Annotated in this window: 11 protein-coding genes; 9 read left to right on the top strand and 2 right to left on the bottom strand. The window is 60.9% G+C overall.

What is annotated here, in order from left to right; translation table 11 throughout:
* Positions 1–12 precede the first annotated feature (12 nt).
* Both ABWQ00_RS04315 and ABWQ00_RS04320 read right to left on the bottom strand, forming a co-directional pair.
* Positions 13–1,590, bottom strand: a complete 1,578-nt coding sequence (locus tag ABWQ00_RS04315; RefSeq protein WP_353237446.1) for a benzoate-CoA ligase family protein — start codon at positions 1,588–1,590, stop codon at positions 13–15.
* 58 nt (positions 1,591–1,648) lie between these two features.
* Complete coding sequence (locus ABWQ00_RS04320) at positions 1,649–3,220, bottom strand: 3,4-dehydroadipyl-CoA semialdehyde dehydrogenase (protein ID WP_353237447.1); 1,572 nt, start codon at positions 3,218–3,220, stop codon at positions 1,649–1,651.
* A 208-nt stretch (positions 3,221–3,428) separates the two neighbouring features.
* Between ABWQ00_RS04320 and ABWQ00_RS04325 the strand changes: the two genes are divergently transcribed.
* From ABWQ00_RS04325 to ABWQ00_RS04365, 9 genes are all read left to right on the top strand, one after another.
* Positions 3,429–4,352: a helix-turn-helix transcriptional regulator gene (locus tag ABWQ00_RS04325; RefSeq protein ID WP_353237448.1), complete on the top strand. Its 924-nt coding sequence runs from the start codon at positions 3,429–3,431 to the stop codon at positions 4,350–4,352.
* Between the two features lie 138 nt (positions 4,353–4,490).
* Complete coding sequence (gene boxC, locus ABWQ00_RS04330; protein ID WP_353237449.1) at positions 4,491–6,149, top strand: 2,3-epoxybenzoyl-CoA dihydrolase; 1,659 nt, start codon at positions 4,491–4,493, stop codon at positions 6,147–6,149.
* Between the two features lie 90 nt (positions 6,150–6,239).
* A complete protein-coding gene (gene boxB, locus ABWQ00_RS04335) occupies positions 6,240–7,667 on the top strand; it encodes a benzoyl-CoA 2,3-epoxidase subunit BoxB (protein WP_353237450.1) in 1,428 nt (475 codons plus the stop codon).
* A gap of 496 nt (positions 7,668–8,163) precedes the next feature.
* Positions 8,164–9,486 carry a benzoyl-CoA 2,3-epoxidase subunit BoxA gene (boxA, locus tag ABWQ00_RS04340; protein WP_353237451.1) on the top strand — a complete coding sequence of 441 codons (1,323 nt, stop codon included), beginning with the start codon at positions 8,164–8,166 and terminating at the stop codon, positions 9,484–9,486.
* 6 nt (positions 9,487–9,492) lie between these two features.
* Positions 9,493–11,211 (top strand): NADH-ubiquinone oxidoreductase-F iron-sulfur binding region domain-containing protein, encoded by a 1,719-nt coding sequence (locus tag ABWQ00_RS04345; protein ID WP_353237452.1) that lies wholly within the window; start codon positions 9,493–9,495, stop codon positions 11,209–11,211.
* The gene (gene fdhF, locus ABWQ00_RS04350; RefSeq protein WP_353237453.1) at positions 11,208–14,000 is read left to right on the top strand and encodes a formate dehydrogenase subunit alpha; all 2,793 of its coding nucleotides are present in this window, start codon (positions 11,208–11,210) and stop codon (positions 13,998–14,000) included. Before ABWQ00_RS04345 ends, fdhF begins: the two co-directional genes overlap by 4 nt.
* A gap of 87 nt (positions 14,001–14,087) precedes the next feature.
* Entirely contained in the window at positions 14,088–14,645 is a 558-nt protein-coding gene (locus ABWQ00_RS04355; protein WP_353237454.1) for a DUF3305 domain-containing protein, read from the top strand.
* Entirely contained in the window at positions 14,642–15,346 is a 705-nt protein-coding gene (locus tag ABWQ00_RS04360) for a DUF3306 domain-containing protein (protein ID WP_353237455.1), read from the top strand. The genes ABWQ00_RS04355 and ABWQ00_RS04360 overlap by 4 nt, the downstream gene beginning before the upstream one ends.
* Positions 15,306–17,423: a 4Fe-4S binding protein gene (locus tag ABWQ00_RS04365; protein WP_353237544.1), complete on the top strand. Its 2,118-nt coding sequence runs from the start codon at positions 15,306–15,308 to the stop codon at positions 17,421–17,423. The genes ABWQ00_RS04360 and ABWQ00_RS04365 overlap by 41 nt, the downstream gene beginning before the upstream one ends.
* The last annotated feature ends 9 nt before the right edge of the window (positions 17,424–17,432 follow it).

Here is a 17,432-nt window from a genome sequence, read left to right on the forward strand (position 1 = left end):
CAAAGGGAGGGCTCAAGTCTTGTTTGAGCTCAAGGTGTTTTCCAGGTCTCGCAGCCGAAACCGTTGAATTTTGCCGGTGGCAGTTTTAGGCAGCTCGCTCACAAAGTCGATGAATCGTGGGTACTTGTAAGGTGCCAGGCGTTCCTTCACGAAGGCTTTGACTTCATCCTGCGTCAGGCTTAGCCCCGGTTTGAGGACGATGAAGGCCTTGGTCTTGGTCAGACCGTCGGTGTCTTCTTTGCCGATCACGGCCGCTTCAAGAATAGCGGGGTGTTGCACCAGGGTGGACTCGACCTCAAAAGGCGAGACATAGATGCCGCTGACCTTGAGCATGTCGTCGTTGCGGCCCGCATAGGTGTAGTAGCCATCGGGGTCGCGTGTGTACTTGTCGCCGCTCTTGGTCCACATGCCCTGGAAGGTGTCACGGGTTTTCTCGCGGTTGTTCCAGTACATGAGGGCGCTGCTGGGCCCTTGGATGTACAGGTCTCCAATTTCGTCGTGGCCGGTGACCACGCTGCCGTCTTCATGGCGCAACTGCACTTCGTAGCCGGGCACGGCTTTGCCGGTTGTGCCATAGCGCACGTCGCCAGGGCGGTTGGACAAAAACACGTGCAACATTTCGGTGGAGCCAATGCCGTCAATGATGTCGCAGCCAAAGTGCGCTGACCAGCGTTCGGCGATGTCTCGCGGCAAGGCCTCACCCGCCGAAGAGCACAGGCGCAGTGCGACTTGGCTTTTGGCGGGCAGATCGGGGTTGGCCAGCATGCCGCCATAGCCGGTGGGTGCGCCGTAAAACACAGTGGGCTGATGTTGAACCAGCCGTTTGAAGGTGGCTTGTGGCGTGGGGCGCTCGGCCATCAGCACGACGCTGGCACCCACGCTCAATGGGAAGGTGAGCGCGTTGCCCAGTCCGTAGGCAAAGAAGAGTTTGGCGGCTGAAAACACGGTGTCGCTTTCTTGCAGGTTCAGCACACCCTTGCCGTACAGCTCAGCCGTCCAGTAAAGGTTACCTTGACTGTGCACGGTGCCCTTGGGTTTGCCGGTGGAGCCGGATGAATAAAGCCAAAAAGCTGGTTCATCGGCCAGCGTCTGCGCAGGCAGAACCGGCTGGTTGTGAGTCAGCAAATCTGCCATGTTGAACTGGCCTTGGGCGAGGACTGCGTGAGGGCGAGAGACCACCACCTGATGCACTTCGGTTTTGACCAAGCCCATGGCCGCTTGCAAGGTGGGCAACAAAGTACCCGATACCAGTGCCGCTTGGGCGCGGCTGTTGTGCAGCATGAAGGCATAGTCTTCGGCCGTGAGCAAGGTGTTCACAGCCACCGGCACCACGCCCGCATACAGCGCGCCCAAAAAGGCCACCACCCAGTCGCTGCTGTCTTGCATGAGCAAGAGCACACGCTCTTCGCGTTTGAGGCCCATGGCCTGCAGACCGCCTGCAAAGCGTCGGATCTGCTCGGTCAGCTCGCCGTAGCTCAGAGTGCCCACATCGTCGATCAACGCGGTTTTGGCGGCGCGCCCAGCATTGGTCGCAATCAGGTGTTGGGCAAAGTTGAAATCGGTGCTGGGGGCGGTCACGGGGCGTGTCATGTGGGTCTCCTCGGATGTCTCTGATGTTGTTGGAATGTGGGTGGCTTGGGAAGGGGGTTTACAAGGACAAGGCGGTGCCTTGCGCGGCCAGCTGGTCCAGTGCCAGCGAGCTGCCTTGCACTGCAGTGCGGCGGTGGTAGAAGTTGAGCGCCCGCAGGCCGCCCAGTTCTTCGCCGCCACCGGCGCGGCCCGGCCCGCCGTGCAGGCTCATGGGCATCACGTTGCCGTGGCCGCTGTGCAGGGCGGCCACGTCGGGCGAAATGGCGTGCACCCGGCCATGGCTGCTGGCCAGCTCGACCGAGGCTTGTGCCGTGAAGACGGGGTCTTCGCTGTAAACCGAGCACACCAGTGAGCCTTCGCCTCGGCGGATCATGGCGTAGGCCTCGTCGATGCTGTCGTAAGGCATCAGGGTGGACACGGGGCCGAACACCTCGACCGCATGCAGCACTTGGGCCGTCATGGGGGTCTCTGTGCCCAGCAATACCGGGGCTACGCAAGCGCTCGATGCATCGGCGTCCACCAGACCAGCGGCGCTGCCGTCAAACAGCACAGTGGCTTCGGTTTTGAGCTGGGCTAGGCCCGCCAGCACACTGGCCTTTTGCTCTTGGCTCACCAGCGCGCCCATGCGCACGGATTCGCTTCTCGGGTTGCCCACGGTGGTTTTGGCCAGCCGCGCGCCAATGGCTTCGGCCGCAGCTTGGTAAAGCGCGCGCGGCACAAAAACGCGGCGAATGGCGGTGCACTTTTGACCCGATTTGACGGTCATCTCGCGGGCGACTTCGGCCACCAGCAGCTTGAAGGCTTCGCTGTCCGCGGTGGCAGCGGGCGAGAGCAGGGCGGAATTGAGGCTGTCGGCTTCGATGTTGCAGCGCACCGACAGCTCGGTCACGGCGTGGTGGCTGCGGATGATTTGGCCCGTTTCGGCCGAGCCGGTGAAGCTGACCACGTCAAAGGCCTGCAGCTGGTCCATCAGGCCTGCGGACGAGCCGCAGATGACTGACAAAGCTCCCACAGGCAGCACGCCCGCGTCGACCACGTCTTTGACCATGCACTGGGTCAGCCAGGCGGTGGCTGTCGCTGGCTTGATGATGACCGGCACACCCGACAGCAAGGCTGGGGCGGCTTTTTCCCACAGGCCCCAGCTTGGGAAGTTGAAGGCATTGATGAACAGCGCCAGGCCGCGAGTGGGCACCTGGATGTGCTGGGTCTGAAAGGCCGGGTCCTTGGCCATGCGAATGCGTTGGCCGTCCAGCAGCAGTTGGGCATCGCCCAAGGCCGCGCCCTGCTTGGCGTAGTAGCCCAGCGTGAAGATGGCGCCATCAATGTCCACGCCCGAGTCCTTGGCCACGGTGCCGCTGTTGGCGGTGGCGATCTCATAGTAGGCATCGCGGTTGGCTTGCAGCACTTCGGTGATTTTTGTCAAAAGGGCTGCGCGTTTGGCATAGCTCAGCGCGCGCAGGGCCGCGCCGCCTTGCTCGCGGGCAAAGTCAAAGCCTTCGGCCAGGTCGATGCCGCTGCTCGACACGCGTGCCAGCTCGTTGCCCAAGACCGGGTCAAACAGGGGAGTGCCTGCGCCGGTGCCGGTTTGCCAGCGGCCTGCGAAGAAGTTGGGGAGTAGGGAGGTGCTCATGTGAAAGTTCTTTCTGGGTGCGCATTGAGACGTTGTGTAGGCAGTGACATGCCCTGATAGGCAACAAAAAACTGTTCCAAGGGTTCAGTTGGCGGTATAAACACGGGTTGATGCATTATTTTGCGTGTTGGTGAGTATGCAATAAAATGCATGTTTTGGGTTTGTTGAAAATAAAGGGTTTTCCCTAGGTTTTGGATGAAAGTTGAGCATGACATCAGAACAAGAATCCATGCAGGTGGAGACAAACGAGTCAGAGGCAGACAGCAAGCGCAGCCCGTTTTTGGAATCGCTGGGCGAGCGGGTGCGCACGCTGCGCTCACGCAAGGGCATGACACGCCGCGCTGTGGCGCTGGCCGCAGACGTGTCCGAGCGGCATCTGGCCAACTTGGAATACGGCACGGGCAATGTGTCGGTGCTGGTGCTCTTGCAGGTGGCGCAGGCGCTGCAGTGTTCGCTGGCCGAGTTGCTGGGCGACGTCACCACCACCTCGCCCGAGTGGCTGCTGATCCGCGAGTTGCTGGGCAAGCGCAGCGAAGCCGATTTGCGCCGTGCCCGCGTTCAGCTGAGCGAGATGTTTGGCGAAGGCGGAAATGCGCAAGAACGCAAGGGCCGCATTGCCCTGATCGGATTGCGCGGCGCTGGCAAAACCGCGCTGGGACAGCGCCTGGCCGACGATCTGGGCTACCCGTTCATCGAGCTGAGCCGTGAGATCGAGCAGTTTGCAGGTTGCCAGATCAGCGAGATCCATAACCTGTATGGCGCCAATGCTTACCGCCGATACGAGCGTCGGGCGCTCGAAGAAGCGATCCAAATTTACCCCGAAGTGGTGATTGCCACGCCGGGCGGACTGGTGTCGGATTCGGCCAACTTCAATGTGCTGCTCTCGCACTGCACCACCGTGTGGTTGCAGGCCGATGCCGCTGACCACATGGGCCGCGTGGCCGCGCAAGGTGACATGCGCCCCATGGCGGGCAGCCGCGAAGCCATGGAAGACCTCAAGCGCATTCTGGAAGGCCGGTCGGCCTTCTATTCCAAGGCGGACATGGCCATCAACACCAGTGGGCGCAGTGAAGACCAGGCCTTTGCGGCCTTGAGGTCTTCTGTTCGCCAGCATTTGTCGAGCACGTCATGATTCATAGGGTAAACACTTGGTGAATGCATTAAAATGCATATTGCGCCTAGGATAAAGTGGCAATAAAATTCGTGTAACATGCAGTGAAATGCATTTTTGACCGAAATCAAGTTCCACCTTTTTCAACGGAGACACCACATGACACAAGCTTTCCAGGTTGACTACCAAACCAACCCCTCGCAATACAAACACATCCACCTGGCTTTTGATGGCGAGATTGCGACCTTGTCGATCAACATCAATGAAGACGCCGGCATCCGCCCCGGCTACAAGCTCAAGCTCAACAGTTACGACCTGGGCGTGGACATCGAATTGCACGACGCCCTGCAGCGCATCCGTTTTGAGCACCCCGAAGTGCGTTCGGTGGTGGTGACCAGCTTGAAGGACCGTGTGTTTTGCTCCGGCGCCAACATCTTCATGCTGGGCGTGTCGACCCACGGCTGGAAAGTGAACTTTTGCAAGTTCACCAACGAAACCCGCAATGGCATCGAAGACTCCAGCAAGCACGATGGCCTGAAATTTGTGGCTGCCCTGAACGGCGCTTGCGCTGGCGGCGGCTACGAGCTGGCCTTGGCTTGCGACGACATCGTGCTGGTGGACGACCGCTCCAGCGCCGTGTCGCTGCCCGAAGTGCCCTTGCTCGGCGTGTTGCCCGGCACCGGTGGCCTGACCCGCGTGACCGACAAACGCCATGTGCGCCACGACCTGGCCGACATCTTCTGCACCAGCGTCGAAGGTGTGCGCGGTCAAAAAGCTGTGGACTGGCGTCTGGTCGATGCCATCGCCAAGCCTGCGGTGTTCAAGCAAGCCGTGCAAACCCGTGCCCAACAACTGGCCGCTGGCAGCATCCGCCCCGTGGGTGCCAAAGGCGTGACCCTGACACCCTTGAACCGCACCATCGCAGCCGATGCCCTGACTTACACCAACATCACCGTGGACATCGACCGCGCCAAGCGCATCGCCACTTTCACCGTCAAGGCCCCTGCCACGGCACAGCCCACCGACATCGCCGGCATCGAAGCCGCAGGTGTGAACTGGTGGCCATTGCAAATGGTGCGCGAACTGGACGATGCCATCCTGCACATGCGCACCAACGAACTCGACATCGGCACTTGGGTGCTCAAAACAGCGGGCGACGCAGCTGCCGTGCTGGCGTCTGACGCGACCTTGTTGGCCCAAAAAGACCACTGGCTGGTGCGCGAAACCATCGGCCACCTGCGCCGCACGCTGGCCCGCCTGGACGTGTCTTCGCGCAGCCTGTTTGCCTTGATCGAAGAAGGCACCTGCTTTGCAGGCACCTTGGCCGAACTGGCGTTCTGCGCTGACCGCGCTTACATGCTGGCTTTGCCTGACGACGCAGACAAAGCCCCCAAGCTGCAACTGAGCGAAATGAACTTCGGCTTCTTCCCCATGGTCAACGACCAGACCCGCCTGCAGCGCCGCTTTTACGAAGAAGTGCCCGCCATGGAAGCCGCACGCGGCGCCATCGGCCAAGCGCTCGACGCCGACGCGGCTCTGGCACTGGGCTTGGTCACGGCTGCACCTGACGATATCGACTGGGCTGACGAAATTCGCCTTGCCTTGGAAGAGCGCTCGTCCATGTCGCCTGATGCGCTGACCGGTCTGGAAGCCAACCTGCGCTTTGCCCAGAAAGAAAACATGGCCACCCGCATTTTTGGCCGACTGACCGCCTGGCAGAACTGGATCTTCCAACGTCCCAACGCCGTCGGCGAAAAGGGTGCCCTGAAGGTTTACGGCAAAGGCGAAAAAGTCAGCTTCGACCTGAACCGCGTTTGATGTTTTTGCGTTGTGCAGTGCGGTGCCCGGTGGTCCGCTCTGCAACCGAAATTTGACCCCACCGTTGCTTTTTCATTTCTGGAGACTCTCATGTCCGGTATCAACTACAGCGAAAAAATTCCCAACAACGTCAACTTGTCGGAAGACCGCACGCTGCAACGCGCACTCGAGCAGTGGCAGCCCAACTTCATCAACTGGTGGGACGACATGGGTCCCGAAGGCTCGACCGACATGGACGTGTACTTGCGCACGGCCGTGAGCGTGGACCCACAAGGCTGGGCCCAGTTTGGTCACGTCAAGATGCGTGACTACCGTTGGGGCGTTTTCATGAACCCCGGAGAGCAAGACCGCAAGATCCACTTCGGCGATCACATCGGCGAAAAAGCCTGGCAAGACGTGCCTGGCGAACACCGCGCCAACCTGCGCCGCATCATCGTGACACAAGGGGACACCGAGCCTGCATCGGTGGAGCAACAGCGCCACCTGGGCCTGACCGCGCCCAGCATGTACGATCTGCGCAACCTGTTCCAAATCAACGTCGAAGAAGGTCGCCACCTGTGGGCCATGGTGTATTTGCTGCACAAATACTTCGGCAAAGACGGCCGCGAAGAAGCCGATGCCTTGTTGCAGCGCAACAGCGGCAACGAAGACAACCCCCGCATCTTGCAAGCCTTCAACGAGAAGACCCCTGATTGGCTGTCTTTCTTCATGTTCACTTACTTCACCGACCGTGACGGCAAGTTCCAGTTGTGCGCTTTGGCCGAGTCGGCGTTCGACCCGCTGGCCCGCACCACCAAGTTCATGCTGACCGAAGAAGCGCACCACATGTTCGTGGGCGAGTCCGGCGTGAGCCGCACCATCCAGCGCACGGTGGACGTGATGAACCAGCTCAAAACCGACGACGTGGGCAAACTCCGTGCTGCCGGTGTGATTGACCTGCCGACCATCCAGCGCTACATCAACTTCCATTTCTCGGTGACCATCGACCTGTTCGGTGCCGATGAGTCGTCCAACGCCGCCACCTTCTACAGCTCTGGCCTCAAGGGCCGTTACGAAGAAGGCAAGCGTGGTGATGACCACGTCTTGAAGGGCAACAGCTACAAGATCTTGTCGGTTGAAAACGGCAAGCTCATTGAAAAAGAAGTGCCGATGCTCAACGCTTTGAACGAAGTGCTGCGCGACGACTACATCACCGACTCCAAAGGCGGCATTGACCGTTGGAACCGCGTCATCACCAAGGCCGGTATTCCTTTCACCTTGACTGCGCCTCACAAGGCGTTCCACCGCAACATCGGTTCTTTGTCCGGCTCCAAAATCACGCCCGATGGCCGTGTGGTGACCGACGCTGAGTGGATGGCCAAAGTGGGCGAGTGGTTGCCGACCAACGAAGACCGCGCTTACGTGGCCAGCCTGATGGGTCGATGTGTCGAGCCAGGCAAGTTCGCCAACTGGATCGCGCCACCCGTCATGGGCATCAACCGTCAGCCGGTGGACTTTGATTACGTCCGGTTCAACTGATTGAATCTCTGATCTGACTGCTGCCTCTGTTTCATGATGGGGGCGGCAGTTGACAGGGAAAGGGGCGGGTTTCTCATGCTGGGGTACCAGAAATCGTCACCCGCCCCTTTCCCTGTCAACTGCATGGGTTTGTTTAGCGTCTGTTGGTGGCTGTGTGGCTGATTGTTTCTATGTTCTGCCTTGAGTGGAGGCGGTCATTGAAAGGGCAAGGGGCGGGTTCCTCATGACGGAGTACCGAAAATCGTCACCCGCCCCTTGCCCGTTCAATGACATGTGCGCACAAACCGCATTGAACACCGGTAGACTGCCACGGTTCAGACTGGCACTGAGCGATGGTATGGCTGTGGGCCGGGCGCCGATTTCTGGTACCCCAGTATGAGGCGCCCGGCCCACAGCCATGCTGTTGCGGATCACGCATACCCAAGCCATACCGTTGCGGACCACGCAGACCACAAAGACACACTGCTGACCAAGAAGACACAAGAGAGCCAAAGACATGAGCACCGAAGCGACGCTGATCAAACAACACCTGATTGACCCGGAAATTTGCATCCGCTGCAACACCTGCGAAGCGATCTGCCCGGTAGGAGCGATCACGCACGACTCGCTCAACTACGTGGTCAAGGCCGACATCTGCAACGGTTGCATGGACTGCATCTCGCCATGCCCCACCGGCTCGATCGACAACTGGCGCATGATGCCCAAGGCCAAGGCCTACAGCATCGAAGAACAACTCAAATGGGACGAACTGCCTGCTGAACTCAGTGCAGAAGAAATCGCCGAAGCAACAGGTGGTACGGGCGGTGATGCGGGTGCAGCCCAAGAAGAAATGCAAGCGGCTGTGCAAGCTGCCGCTTCTTCAGCATCGGCGGCCACAACTGCCACCGCCTCGGGTTTCAACTCCGCCCATTTCGGCGCCACCATTCCCCCTTGGTCGGCAGCCCACGCCTACATCAACCTTTATGGCCCCAAGGCGGCAGACAAGACCATCACCGCCACCGTGACAGGCAATCTGCGTGTGACCGAGGTCGGCAAGCAAGACGGCCAACAAGACTACGACACGCACCACATCGTGCTCGACTTTGGCCACTTGCCCTTCCCGGTGCTCGAAGGCCAGTCGATTGGCATCATCCCGCCCGGTGTGGATGCCAAAGGCAAGCCGCACCATGCGCGCCAATACTCGATCGCCAGCCCCCGAAACGGGGAGCGGCCCGGACACAACAACCTGTCGCTGACCATCAAGCGCGTGCTCGAAGACCACGATGGAAAGCCGGTGCGCGGTGTGGGCTCCAACTTCATGTGCGATCTGAATGTGGGTGACAAGGTGCAGGTCATCGGGCCGTTTGGCGCGAGTTTCCTGATGCCCAACCACCCCAAGAGCAACATCGTCATGATCTGCACGGGTACGGGCTCTGCCCCCATGCGGGCCATGACCGAATGGCGCCGCCGCCTGCGGGCCAGTGGCAAATTCGAGGGCGGAAAACTCATGCTGTTCTTTGGCGCCCGCACGCCTGCCGAATTGCCTTACTTTGGCCCGCTGAACAACCTGCCCAAAGATTTCATTGACACCGAGTTCGCGTTCTCGCGCGAAGTGGGCAAGCCCAAGCGTTACGTGCAAGACGCCATGCGCGACCGCGCTGCCGACATCGCAGCCCAACTCAAAGACCCGAACACCTGTTTTTATGTGTGCGGCTTGAAAAGCATGGAAGAGGGCGTGGTCATGGCCCTGCGCGACATCGCACAGAACGCTGGACTCGATTGGGATACCGTGGGTGCGGCGCTGAAAAAAGAAGGCCGTTTGCACCTCGAAACCTACTGACCACGCATGGCGAATACCACCCACATCGGCCTGGACCAAGTTCGCCAGCAACTGCGCCAGCCCCGAACCCAGCTCAAAGGCCGGCAGGTCTTGCCAGAGGCCCGTTCTGAGGTGCAGGCCCTGATCGGCATGCCACCCGCTAATGGTCATCGCCGTGATCTGCTGATCGAACACCTGCACAAACTGAACGACCATTTCCACGGGTTGTTCGAGCGCCACATCGTGGCGCTGGCCGCCGAGATGCGGCTGTCCGTGGTCGAGGTGTTCGAGGTCGCTTCCTTTTACCACCACTTCGAGATCCTGAAAGACGACGAAGTTGCGCCGCGCATCACTGTGCGCGTTTGCGACAGCCTGAGCTGCAGCCTGGCCGGCAGTGACAGTTTGCTGCGCCAATTGCAAAACGATTTGCTGGACGTGAATGTCGTGCCTGTGCCTTGTTTGGGCCGCTGCGAGCAAGCCCCTGCGGCGCAAGTGGGCCAGCAGGCTGTGGCGTTTGCCACGGCCCAGGATGTGAGCCGTTTGGTAGCACAAAACAGCACGCAGCCCTTGGCCTTGCCCCAGGCACTGCGTTTCGATGATTACAAGAATGCCGGGGGCTATCAGCTGGCCCTACAAGTGGCCGCCGGTCTGAAAGACCACGAATCGGTCATCCAGTGTTTGGAGTCTTCTGGCCTGCGTGGCTTGGGCGGTGCGGGTTTTCCGGCGGGCCGCAAATGGCGCATTGTGCGCAGCCAGCCCGGCCCACGCCTGATGGCGGTGAACATCGACGAAGGCGAACCCGGCACCTTCAAAGACCGCACTTGTCTGGAAGCCGACCCGCATCGTTTTCTGGAAGGTGTACTGATCGCCGCCAGCGTGGTGGGTTGCGAGGCGGTTTACCTTTATTTGCGAGACGAATACCACGAGGCGCGTGTTTTGCTGACGGAGGAATTGGCAGCGCTGAAATTGAACCCGCCTTGCGCGCTGCCGCGCATCGAACTGCGCCGTGGCGCGGGGGCCTACATCTGCGGCGAAGAGTCGGCCATGATCGAAAGCATCGAAGGCAAACGGGGCGAGCCGCGGATGCGCCCACCCTACATCGCCGAGGTGGGCCTGTTTGGTCGCCCCACGCTGGAGCACAACTTCGAAACCCTGTTTTGGGTGCGCGAACTGATCGAGCAAGGCGCAGAAAGTTTCGCATCTCAAGGACGTCACGGCCGCAAAGGCCTGCGCCGCTTCAGTGTCAGCGGGCGTGTCAAGCGCCCCGGCGTCAAGCTCGCGCCTGCGGGGATCACCTTGCGCGAGTTGGTCGATGAATACTGCGGCGGCATGGCCGAAGGCCACACGCTCTATGCCTACCTGCCCGGCGGTGCCAGCGGCGGCATCTTGCCTGAGCGATTGGCCGATGTGCCTTTGGACTTTGATACCCTGCAGCCGCACGGCTGCTTCATCGGCTCGGCTGCCGTGATGGTGCTCAGCCAACACGACAGCGCCCGCGAAGCGGCCCTGAATGTGATGCGCTTTTTTGCGCACGAAAGCTGCGGCCAGTGCACGCCTTGCCGAGTGGGCACTGAGAAGGCTGCGCTGTTGATGGACAGTCCTGTGTGGGATGCCGACACCTTGCAAGATTTGGCGCAGGTCATGGGTGACGCATCCATTTGTGGTCTGGGCCAGGCCGCGCCCAATCCGATCCGTTGTGTGTTGGACTACTTTCCACACGAAGTGGGCGCAGAGGTGAAAGCATGAGCACGGTTCAATTCACCCTCAATGGCCAATCGGTCGAAGCGCCTGCTGGTCAAAGCCTTTTCAACATCGCCAAAGACTTGGGCATCGCCATCCCGCACCTGTGCCACAAGGAAGGCTTGGCACCCGACGGCAACTGCCGCGCCTGCGTGGTCGAGGTGGAAGGCGAGCGCACCCTGGCCCCGAGTTGCTGCCGCAGCGCCACGCCCGGCATGCAGGTGCAGACGAACAGCGAGCGCGCCGTCAAAAGCCAGAAGATGGTGCTCGAGATGCTGCTGGCCGACCTGCCCGAGCAGGGTCACAAATGGCTGGACGATCGGGCACAGGCCCCGCACGGCGAGTTGAGCCAATGGGCCGAGCACCACGGTGTGCAGGTGCGCCCGTCATTGGCCGCGCTCCAGCGCGAAGCCGTGCCTGCCGATTTGTCGCACCCGGCCATGGCCGTGAATTTGGACGCCTGCATCCAGTGCAACCGCTGCCAACGCGCTTGCCGCGATCTGCAGGTCAACGACGTGATTGGACTCGCATTTCGCGGTGCACACACCCAAGTGGTGTTTGACCTGGCCGACCCGATGGGCGGCAGCAGCTGTGTGGGCTGCGGCGAATGCGTACAGGCCTGCCCGACGGGGGCGCTCATGCCCAAGAGCCACATGGGACCGCAGAAGGTGGACCGCGAAGTCGCTTCCGTTTGTCCATTTTGTGGCGTGGGTTGTCTCGTGACTTATCAAGTACGAGACGAAAAAATCGTCAGCGTCCAAGGCCGCGAAGGTCCGGCCAACGAAGGCCGCTTGTGCGTCAAGGGCCGTTTCGGTATGGACTACATCCACAGTCCGGACCGCATCACAAAGCCCCTGATCCGCAAGCCGGGTGTGGCCAAAGACCTGAGCCTGATCGATGGCCACACCCACTGGCAGGAAGTTTTCCGCGAAGCGACCTGGGAAGAGGCGCTCGATCTGGCGACGAAGCCTCTCTACGCGTTGCGACAACAACACGGCCCCAAGTCGCTCGCCGGTTTTGGCTCGGCCAAAGGCAGCAACGAAGAAGCGTATTTGTTCCAGAAGCTGGTGCGCACCGGCTTTGGCAGCAACAACGTGGACCACTGCACCCGCTTGTGCCATGCGTCCAGCGTGGCGGCTTTGCTGGAAGGCGTGGGCTCGGGCGCCGTCAGCAACCCGGTGCGCGATGTCGAGCATTCCGACTTGATCCTCGTGATCGGCTCCAACCCCACCAGCAACCACCCCGTGGCGGCTACCTGGATGAAGAACGCCGCCCAGCGCGGCACCCGCATCGTGTTGGCCGATCCGCGCATCACCGACATCGGTCGCCATGCTTGGCGCAATCTGCAATTCAAAGCCGACACCGATGTGGCCTTGCTCAATGCGATGCTGCACGTCATCGTCACTGAGAACCTGTGCGACGAGACCTTCTTGCGCGAGCGTGCCGACAACGTGGCCGAACTCAAGGCCCATGTGCAGGACTTCACACCCGAAGCCATGAGCGCGGTGTGCGGTATTCCGGCTGATACCCTCCGCGAAGTGGCGCGTGCCTATGCCACAGCCAAAGCCGCCATGATCTTGTGGGGCATGGGCGTGAGCCAGCACGTGCATGGCACCGACAACGTGCGCTGCCTGATCGCGCTGGCCAGCATCACCGGTCAGATTGGCCGCCCCGGCACTGGCTTGCACCCGCTGCGAGGCCAGAACAACGTGCAAGGGGCGAGCGATGCGGGCCTGATCCCGATGATGTACCCCAATTACCAGAGGGTGAGTGACAAGTCGGCGCACGACTGGTTCGAGAAATTTTGGGGCACGAAACTGGACGACCAACCTGGTTACACCGTGGTCGAGATCATGCACAAGGCGCTGGCCGACGACAGCGATCCGCACAAGGTCAGGGGCATGTACATCATGGGCGAGAACCCGGCCATGAGCGACCCGGACCTGAACCACGCTCGGCAAGCGCTGACCAGTTTGCAGCACCTGGTGGTGCAGGATATCTTCTTAACCGAAACCGCTTGGTTGGCCGATGTGGTGCTGCCCGCCAGTGCTTGGCCCGAAAAAACCGGCACCGTCAGCAACACCGACCGCACGGTACAAATGGGCCGCCAGGCGGTGCTGCCACCGGGCGATGCGAAACCCGATTTGTGGATCATCCAGCAGATCGCCGAGCGCATGGGCCTGAACTGGCACTATGCAGGCGAGCACGAAGGCGTGGCCGAGGTCTATGAAGAAATGCGCCAGGCCATGGTCCCGACCCTGGGTGGCATCGACTGGGCTCGCCTGAATGCAGGCTCGGTCACTTACCCCTGTGTGAGCGCCGAGGACCCGGGCCAGCCCATCGTTTTTCATGACCACTTTCCCACTGCCGATGGTCGGGTGCGGCTCATGACGGCCAACCTGATCCCGGCCAACGAGCAGCCCGATGCCGAGTACCCGATGGTGCTGATCACTGGGCGGCAACTGGAACACTGGCACACCGGCAGCATGACGCGCCGTGCTAGCGTGCTCGACGCGCTGGAGCCTGCGGCCACGGCCTCGATGTGCGCCGCAGACATGGTCCGCCTGGACCTCAAACCCGGTCAGCGGATCCGCGTAGCGTCGCGCCGTGGTGCGGTGGAAATGCTGCTGCGCCAAGACGACGGAACACCGTCTGGTGCGGTATTCATTCCTTTTGCCTATGTTGAAGCGGCGGCCAATGAGTTGACCAATGCTGCCTTGGACCCGTTCGGCAAAATACCGGAGTTCAAGTTTTGTGCGGTCCGAGTCGAAGCCCTGGCAGGGGTCACCGCATAATCAGACCCTTCTGAACGGCCAGGTCGGTACCTTGCCTTTCACCATCATGGTGAACAGGACGATCTCTTGTGGGGTAAAAATTTACATATGTCAGTTCAAGTTTTGTCTGAAATGGCAGTGCTGATGCGTCGCGAGGCTGTGCGAGGTGCCATGTCACGCTGGCAATCGCACCGCTGGTTGTTGGCGGATGTAGTCCCCAATGAAGAAAGTTTCGGTCTAGAACCCCGCCGTTTGCGCCATACCGACGAAGAGTCTTTGTGGCTTTACCCCGGTTGGCGATTGGAATTGTTCACTGACGATGCCGAGGGCTATTGGCTCAATGCGACCTCGCCCACACCGTGTTACTTTGTGATGTGGCGAATGGTGGACAAAGAAGATGGCTCAGAGCCTGTGGCTGAGCCACAAGCGGTGAGCCTGAGTTACCACGATGCGGGTCGGTGGATGGATGCCCAAGAGACGGTGGAGACCGTGCCTGTACCCCCCGAAGTGGTGAGGTGCTTGCAAGACTTTTCCAGCCAGCACTTTGTGCCCGAGGAGAAAAAGCGCCAGCGCCCCCAAAGTTTCATGCGCTTGACCGATCGGTTTGGTCAGCCGGCATCGGTCAGCACGGACAGCCAACGAAAAGGTTCTGGGGGCAAAGCATGAGCGATCATTTCTTCAGCCGCTGGTCGCGCCGCAAGCAGGGCCTTGAAACCACGGAACCTGTGCAGCCCAAGACGGTCAACAGCCCGGCTGAGCCGGTTGTCGGCGGTCAGGCCAATTTGCCTTCCCATTCCAACGTCCCCCCCGCTGCAAACGATCCGAACACCAAGGCGAACGATCCCGCAGTGGAATGTCCGCCTTTGCCGTCCATGGACGATGCGCGCGCTTTGACTCCATCGTCCGATTTTCAGCCCTTCATGCAGCCAGGTGTGTCCGCCGATGTGCGCAACACAGCGGTTAAAAAACTCTTCACCGATCCCCATTTCAATGTGATGGACGGGCTGGACATTTACATCGGTGACTACAACACGCCAGACCCTTTGCCCCTAGGCATGTTGCAAAAAATGGTCGGTGCGCAATTTTTGAATCTGTTTCCGCCCAGCCAGGATGCCACTTCGGGACCTGTCAACGCTGTGGGCGTGACGGGTGATGCGGCCCCAATCCGTGAAAACCCTGATGAAAGTCCCGCCTTGCCGGAAGGCTCAGCCAATGTGGCACAGTCGCCGCAATCTTTCGACTCGCCTGAGCTGCCGGATAGCGCAGCACAAACACCACGATCAGTCCCAGAACATGACCACCCTGATTTGCAACTGCAACCAAACCATGCCCCTGCAAGCCCAAGCCCTGGGCAAAGCACTGGGTGAAGAATTAAGCCTGCACACCAGCTTGTGCCGCCGCGAGGCTGGGCAATTCCAGAAAGCCGTGAAAACCGGCGAGACCGTGGTGGTGGCTTGCACCCAAGAAAAACGTTTGTTCAGTGACTTGGGCCAACAAACCGAAGGCGCTATTTCGCCGATCCGTTTCGTCAACATCCGAGAAACCGGTGGCTGGGGACGCGAGGCCGAACACGCCACCCCCAAAATGGCCGCACTGCTGGCCGCAGCCCGGCTGCCCGAACCCGAGCCTGTGCCCACGGTCACCTACAAATCCGAGGGCCGAGTGCTCATCATCGGCGCGATCGATGCCGCTGAGCGCGCCGCCAGCTTTTTGGCCGATGCCATGCAGGTCACGATTTTTGCCCACGGCCCGGGCCATGCCGGGGGCAGCCAAGAGCGGCGCTTTCCGGTGGTGGCTGGTCGCTTGCAAGAACTGAAGGGCTGGCTGGGCGCGTTTGAGGTGTCGTGGGACGCCAGCAACCCGATTGACCTGGACCTGTGCACCCGCTGCAACGCCTGCGTGGCCGCTTGCCCCGAGCAAGCCATTGGCCTCGATTACCAGGTGGACCTGTCGCGCTGCACGTCGCACCGCGACTGCGTCAAGGTCTGCGAGGCCGCTGGCGCCATCGACTTCAGCCGCGACGCCCGTCCGCAAACCGAGCGCTTTGATGTGGTGCTGGACCTGCGCGGCGACAAAGCTTCGCCCACTTTCACCTCGCACGCCTTGCCGCAAGGTTACTTCCGCTGGGACGGTCAAGATCTGCAAACCCTGCTCAAGGTGCGCGAACTGGTGGGCGAGTTTGAAAAGCCCCGCTTTTTTGCCTACAAACAAAAGCTCTGCGCCCACAGCCGCAACGAGCAAGTCGGCTGCAGCGCCTGTATTGACATTTGCTCTGCCGAAGCCGTGCGCTCCGACAAAAGCCGCCAGCAAATCGTGGTCAACCCCAACCTGTGCGTGGGCTGCGGCGCCTGCACCACCGCTTGCCCCACAGGGGCACTCACCTATGCCTACCCGCGTCCGGCGGAGCAGGGTGCCAAGATCCGCGCATTGCTCACGGCCTACCAGGCTGCTGGTGGGCGCGATGCGGCGCTGCTGCTGCACAGCCAAGAAAAAGGCCAGGCCTTGATCGACGAACTGGGCCGGGGTGCTCAGCTCGGCGTCATGCAGGGCGTGCCAGCCCGCGTGATGCCTGTGGCGCTGTGGCACACCGCCAGTGTGGGCATGGAGCTGTGGCTCTCGGCTGTGGCCTATGGTGCGCGCCAAGTCATGGTGCTGATCACCGCCGAAGAAGCGCCGCAATACCGCGCCGCGCTCATGGAACAAATGGCCGTGGCCCAAAGCCTGCTCCATGGTCTGGGTTACACCGGGGTGCATTTCCAGTTGATCGAAGCCAAAGCCGCCACGTCTTTGGACGCCGATTTACAGCGACTGTGCGCCCGCAGCCTCAAGGCCACAAGCCTGCCCACAGGTCCGGCCACGGCCGCTCGCCATGCGGTGCAGGCTGAAAAGCGCAGCAACCTGGAGCTGGTCGTTGACCACCTGATGGCGCAGTCGCCTGTGATGGCCATGGACGATAACAGCCGCCCCAAGGCGCTCGATTTGCCCGCTGCAGGTTCGCCCCTGGGCAGCATCACCGTGGATGGCAGCAAGTGCACGCTGTGCATGAGCTGCGTGGGCGCTTGCCCCTCCTCGGCTTTGCAAGATAACCCTATGCAGCCCGAGCTGCGTTTTGTGGAGAAAAACTGTGTGCAGTGTGGCTTGTGTGCCAAGACCTGCCCTGAAGCCGCCATCACGCTGCAGCCGCGCTTGTCCTTGATGCCTGAGCGCGCCCAGCCGCGGGTGGTGCACAGCAGCCCGCCTTACGCCTGCATCCGCTGTGCCAAACCTTTTGGCACACTCAAGGCGATTGAGACCATGTTGGGTCGCCTGACGGGTCACAGCATGTTCCAAGGGCCAGCCCTGGAGCGCCTGAAGATGTGCGGTGATTGCCGCGTCATCGACATGTTCACCGACGAGAACCAGGTGCGCATCACCGATGGCTCATCGCCCCCCAAAAACCGATAAGTTGTTGCC

The sequence above is a fragment of the Limnohabitans sp. genome (assembly GCF_040400975.1).
Taxonomy (GTDB): domain Bacteria; phylum Pseudomonadota; class Gammaproteobacteria; order Burkholderiales; family Burkholderiaceae_C; genus Limnohabitans_A.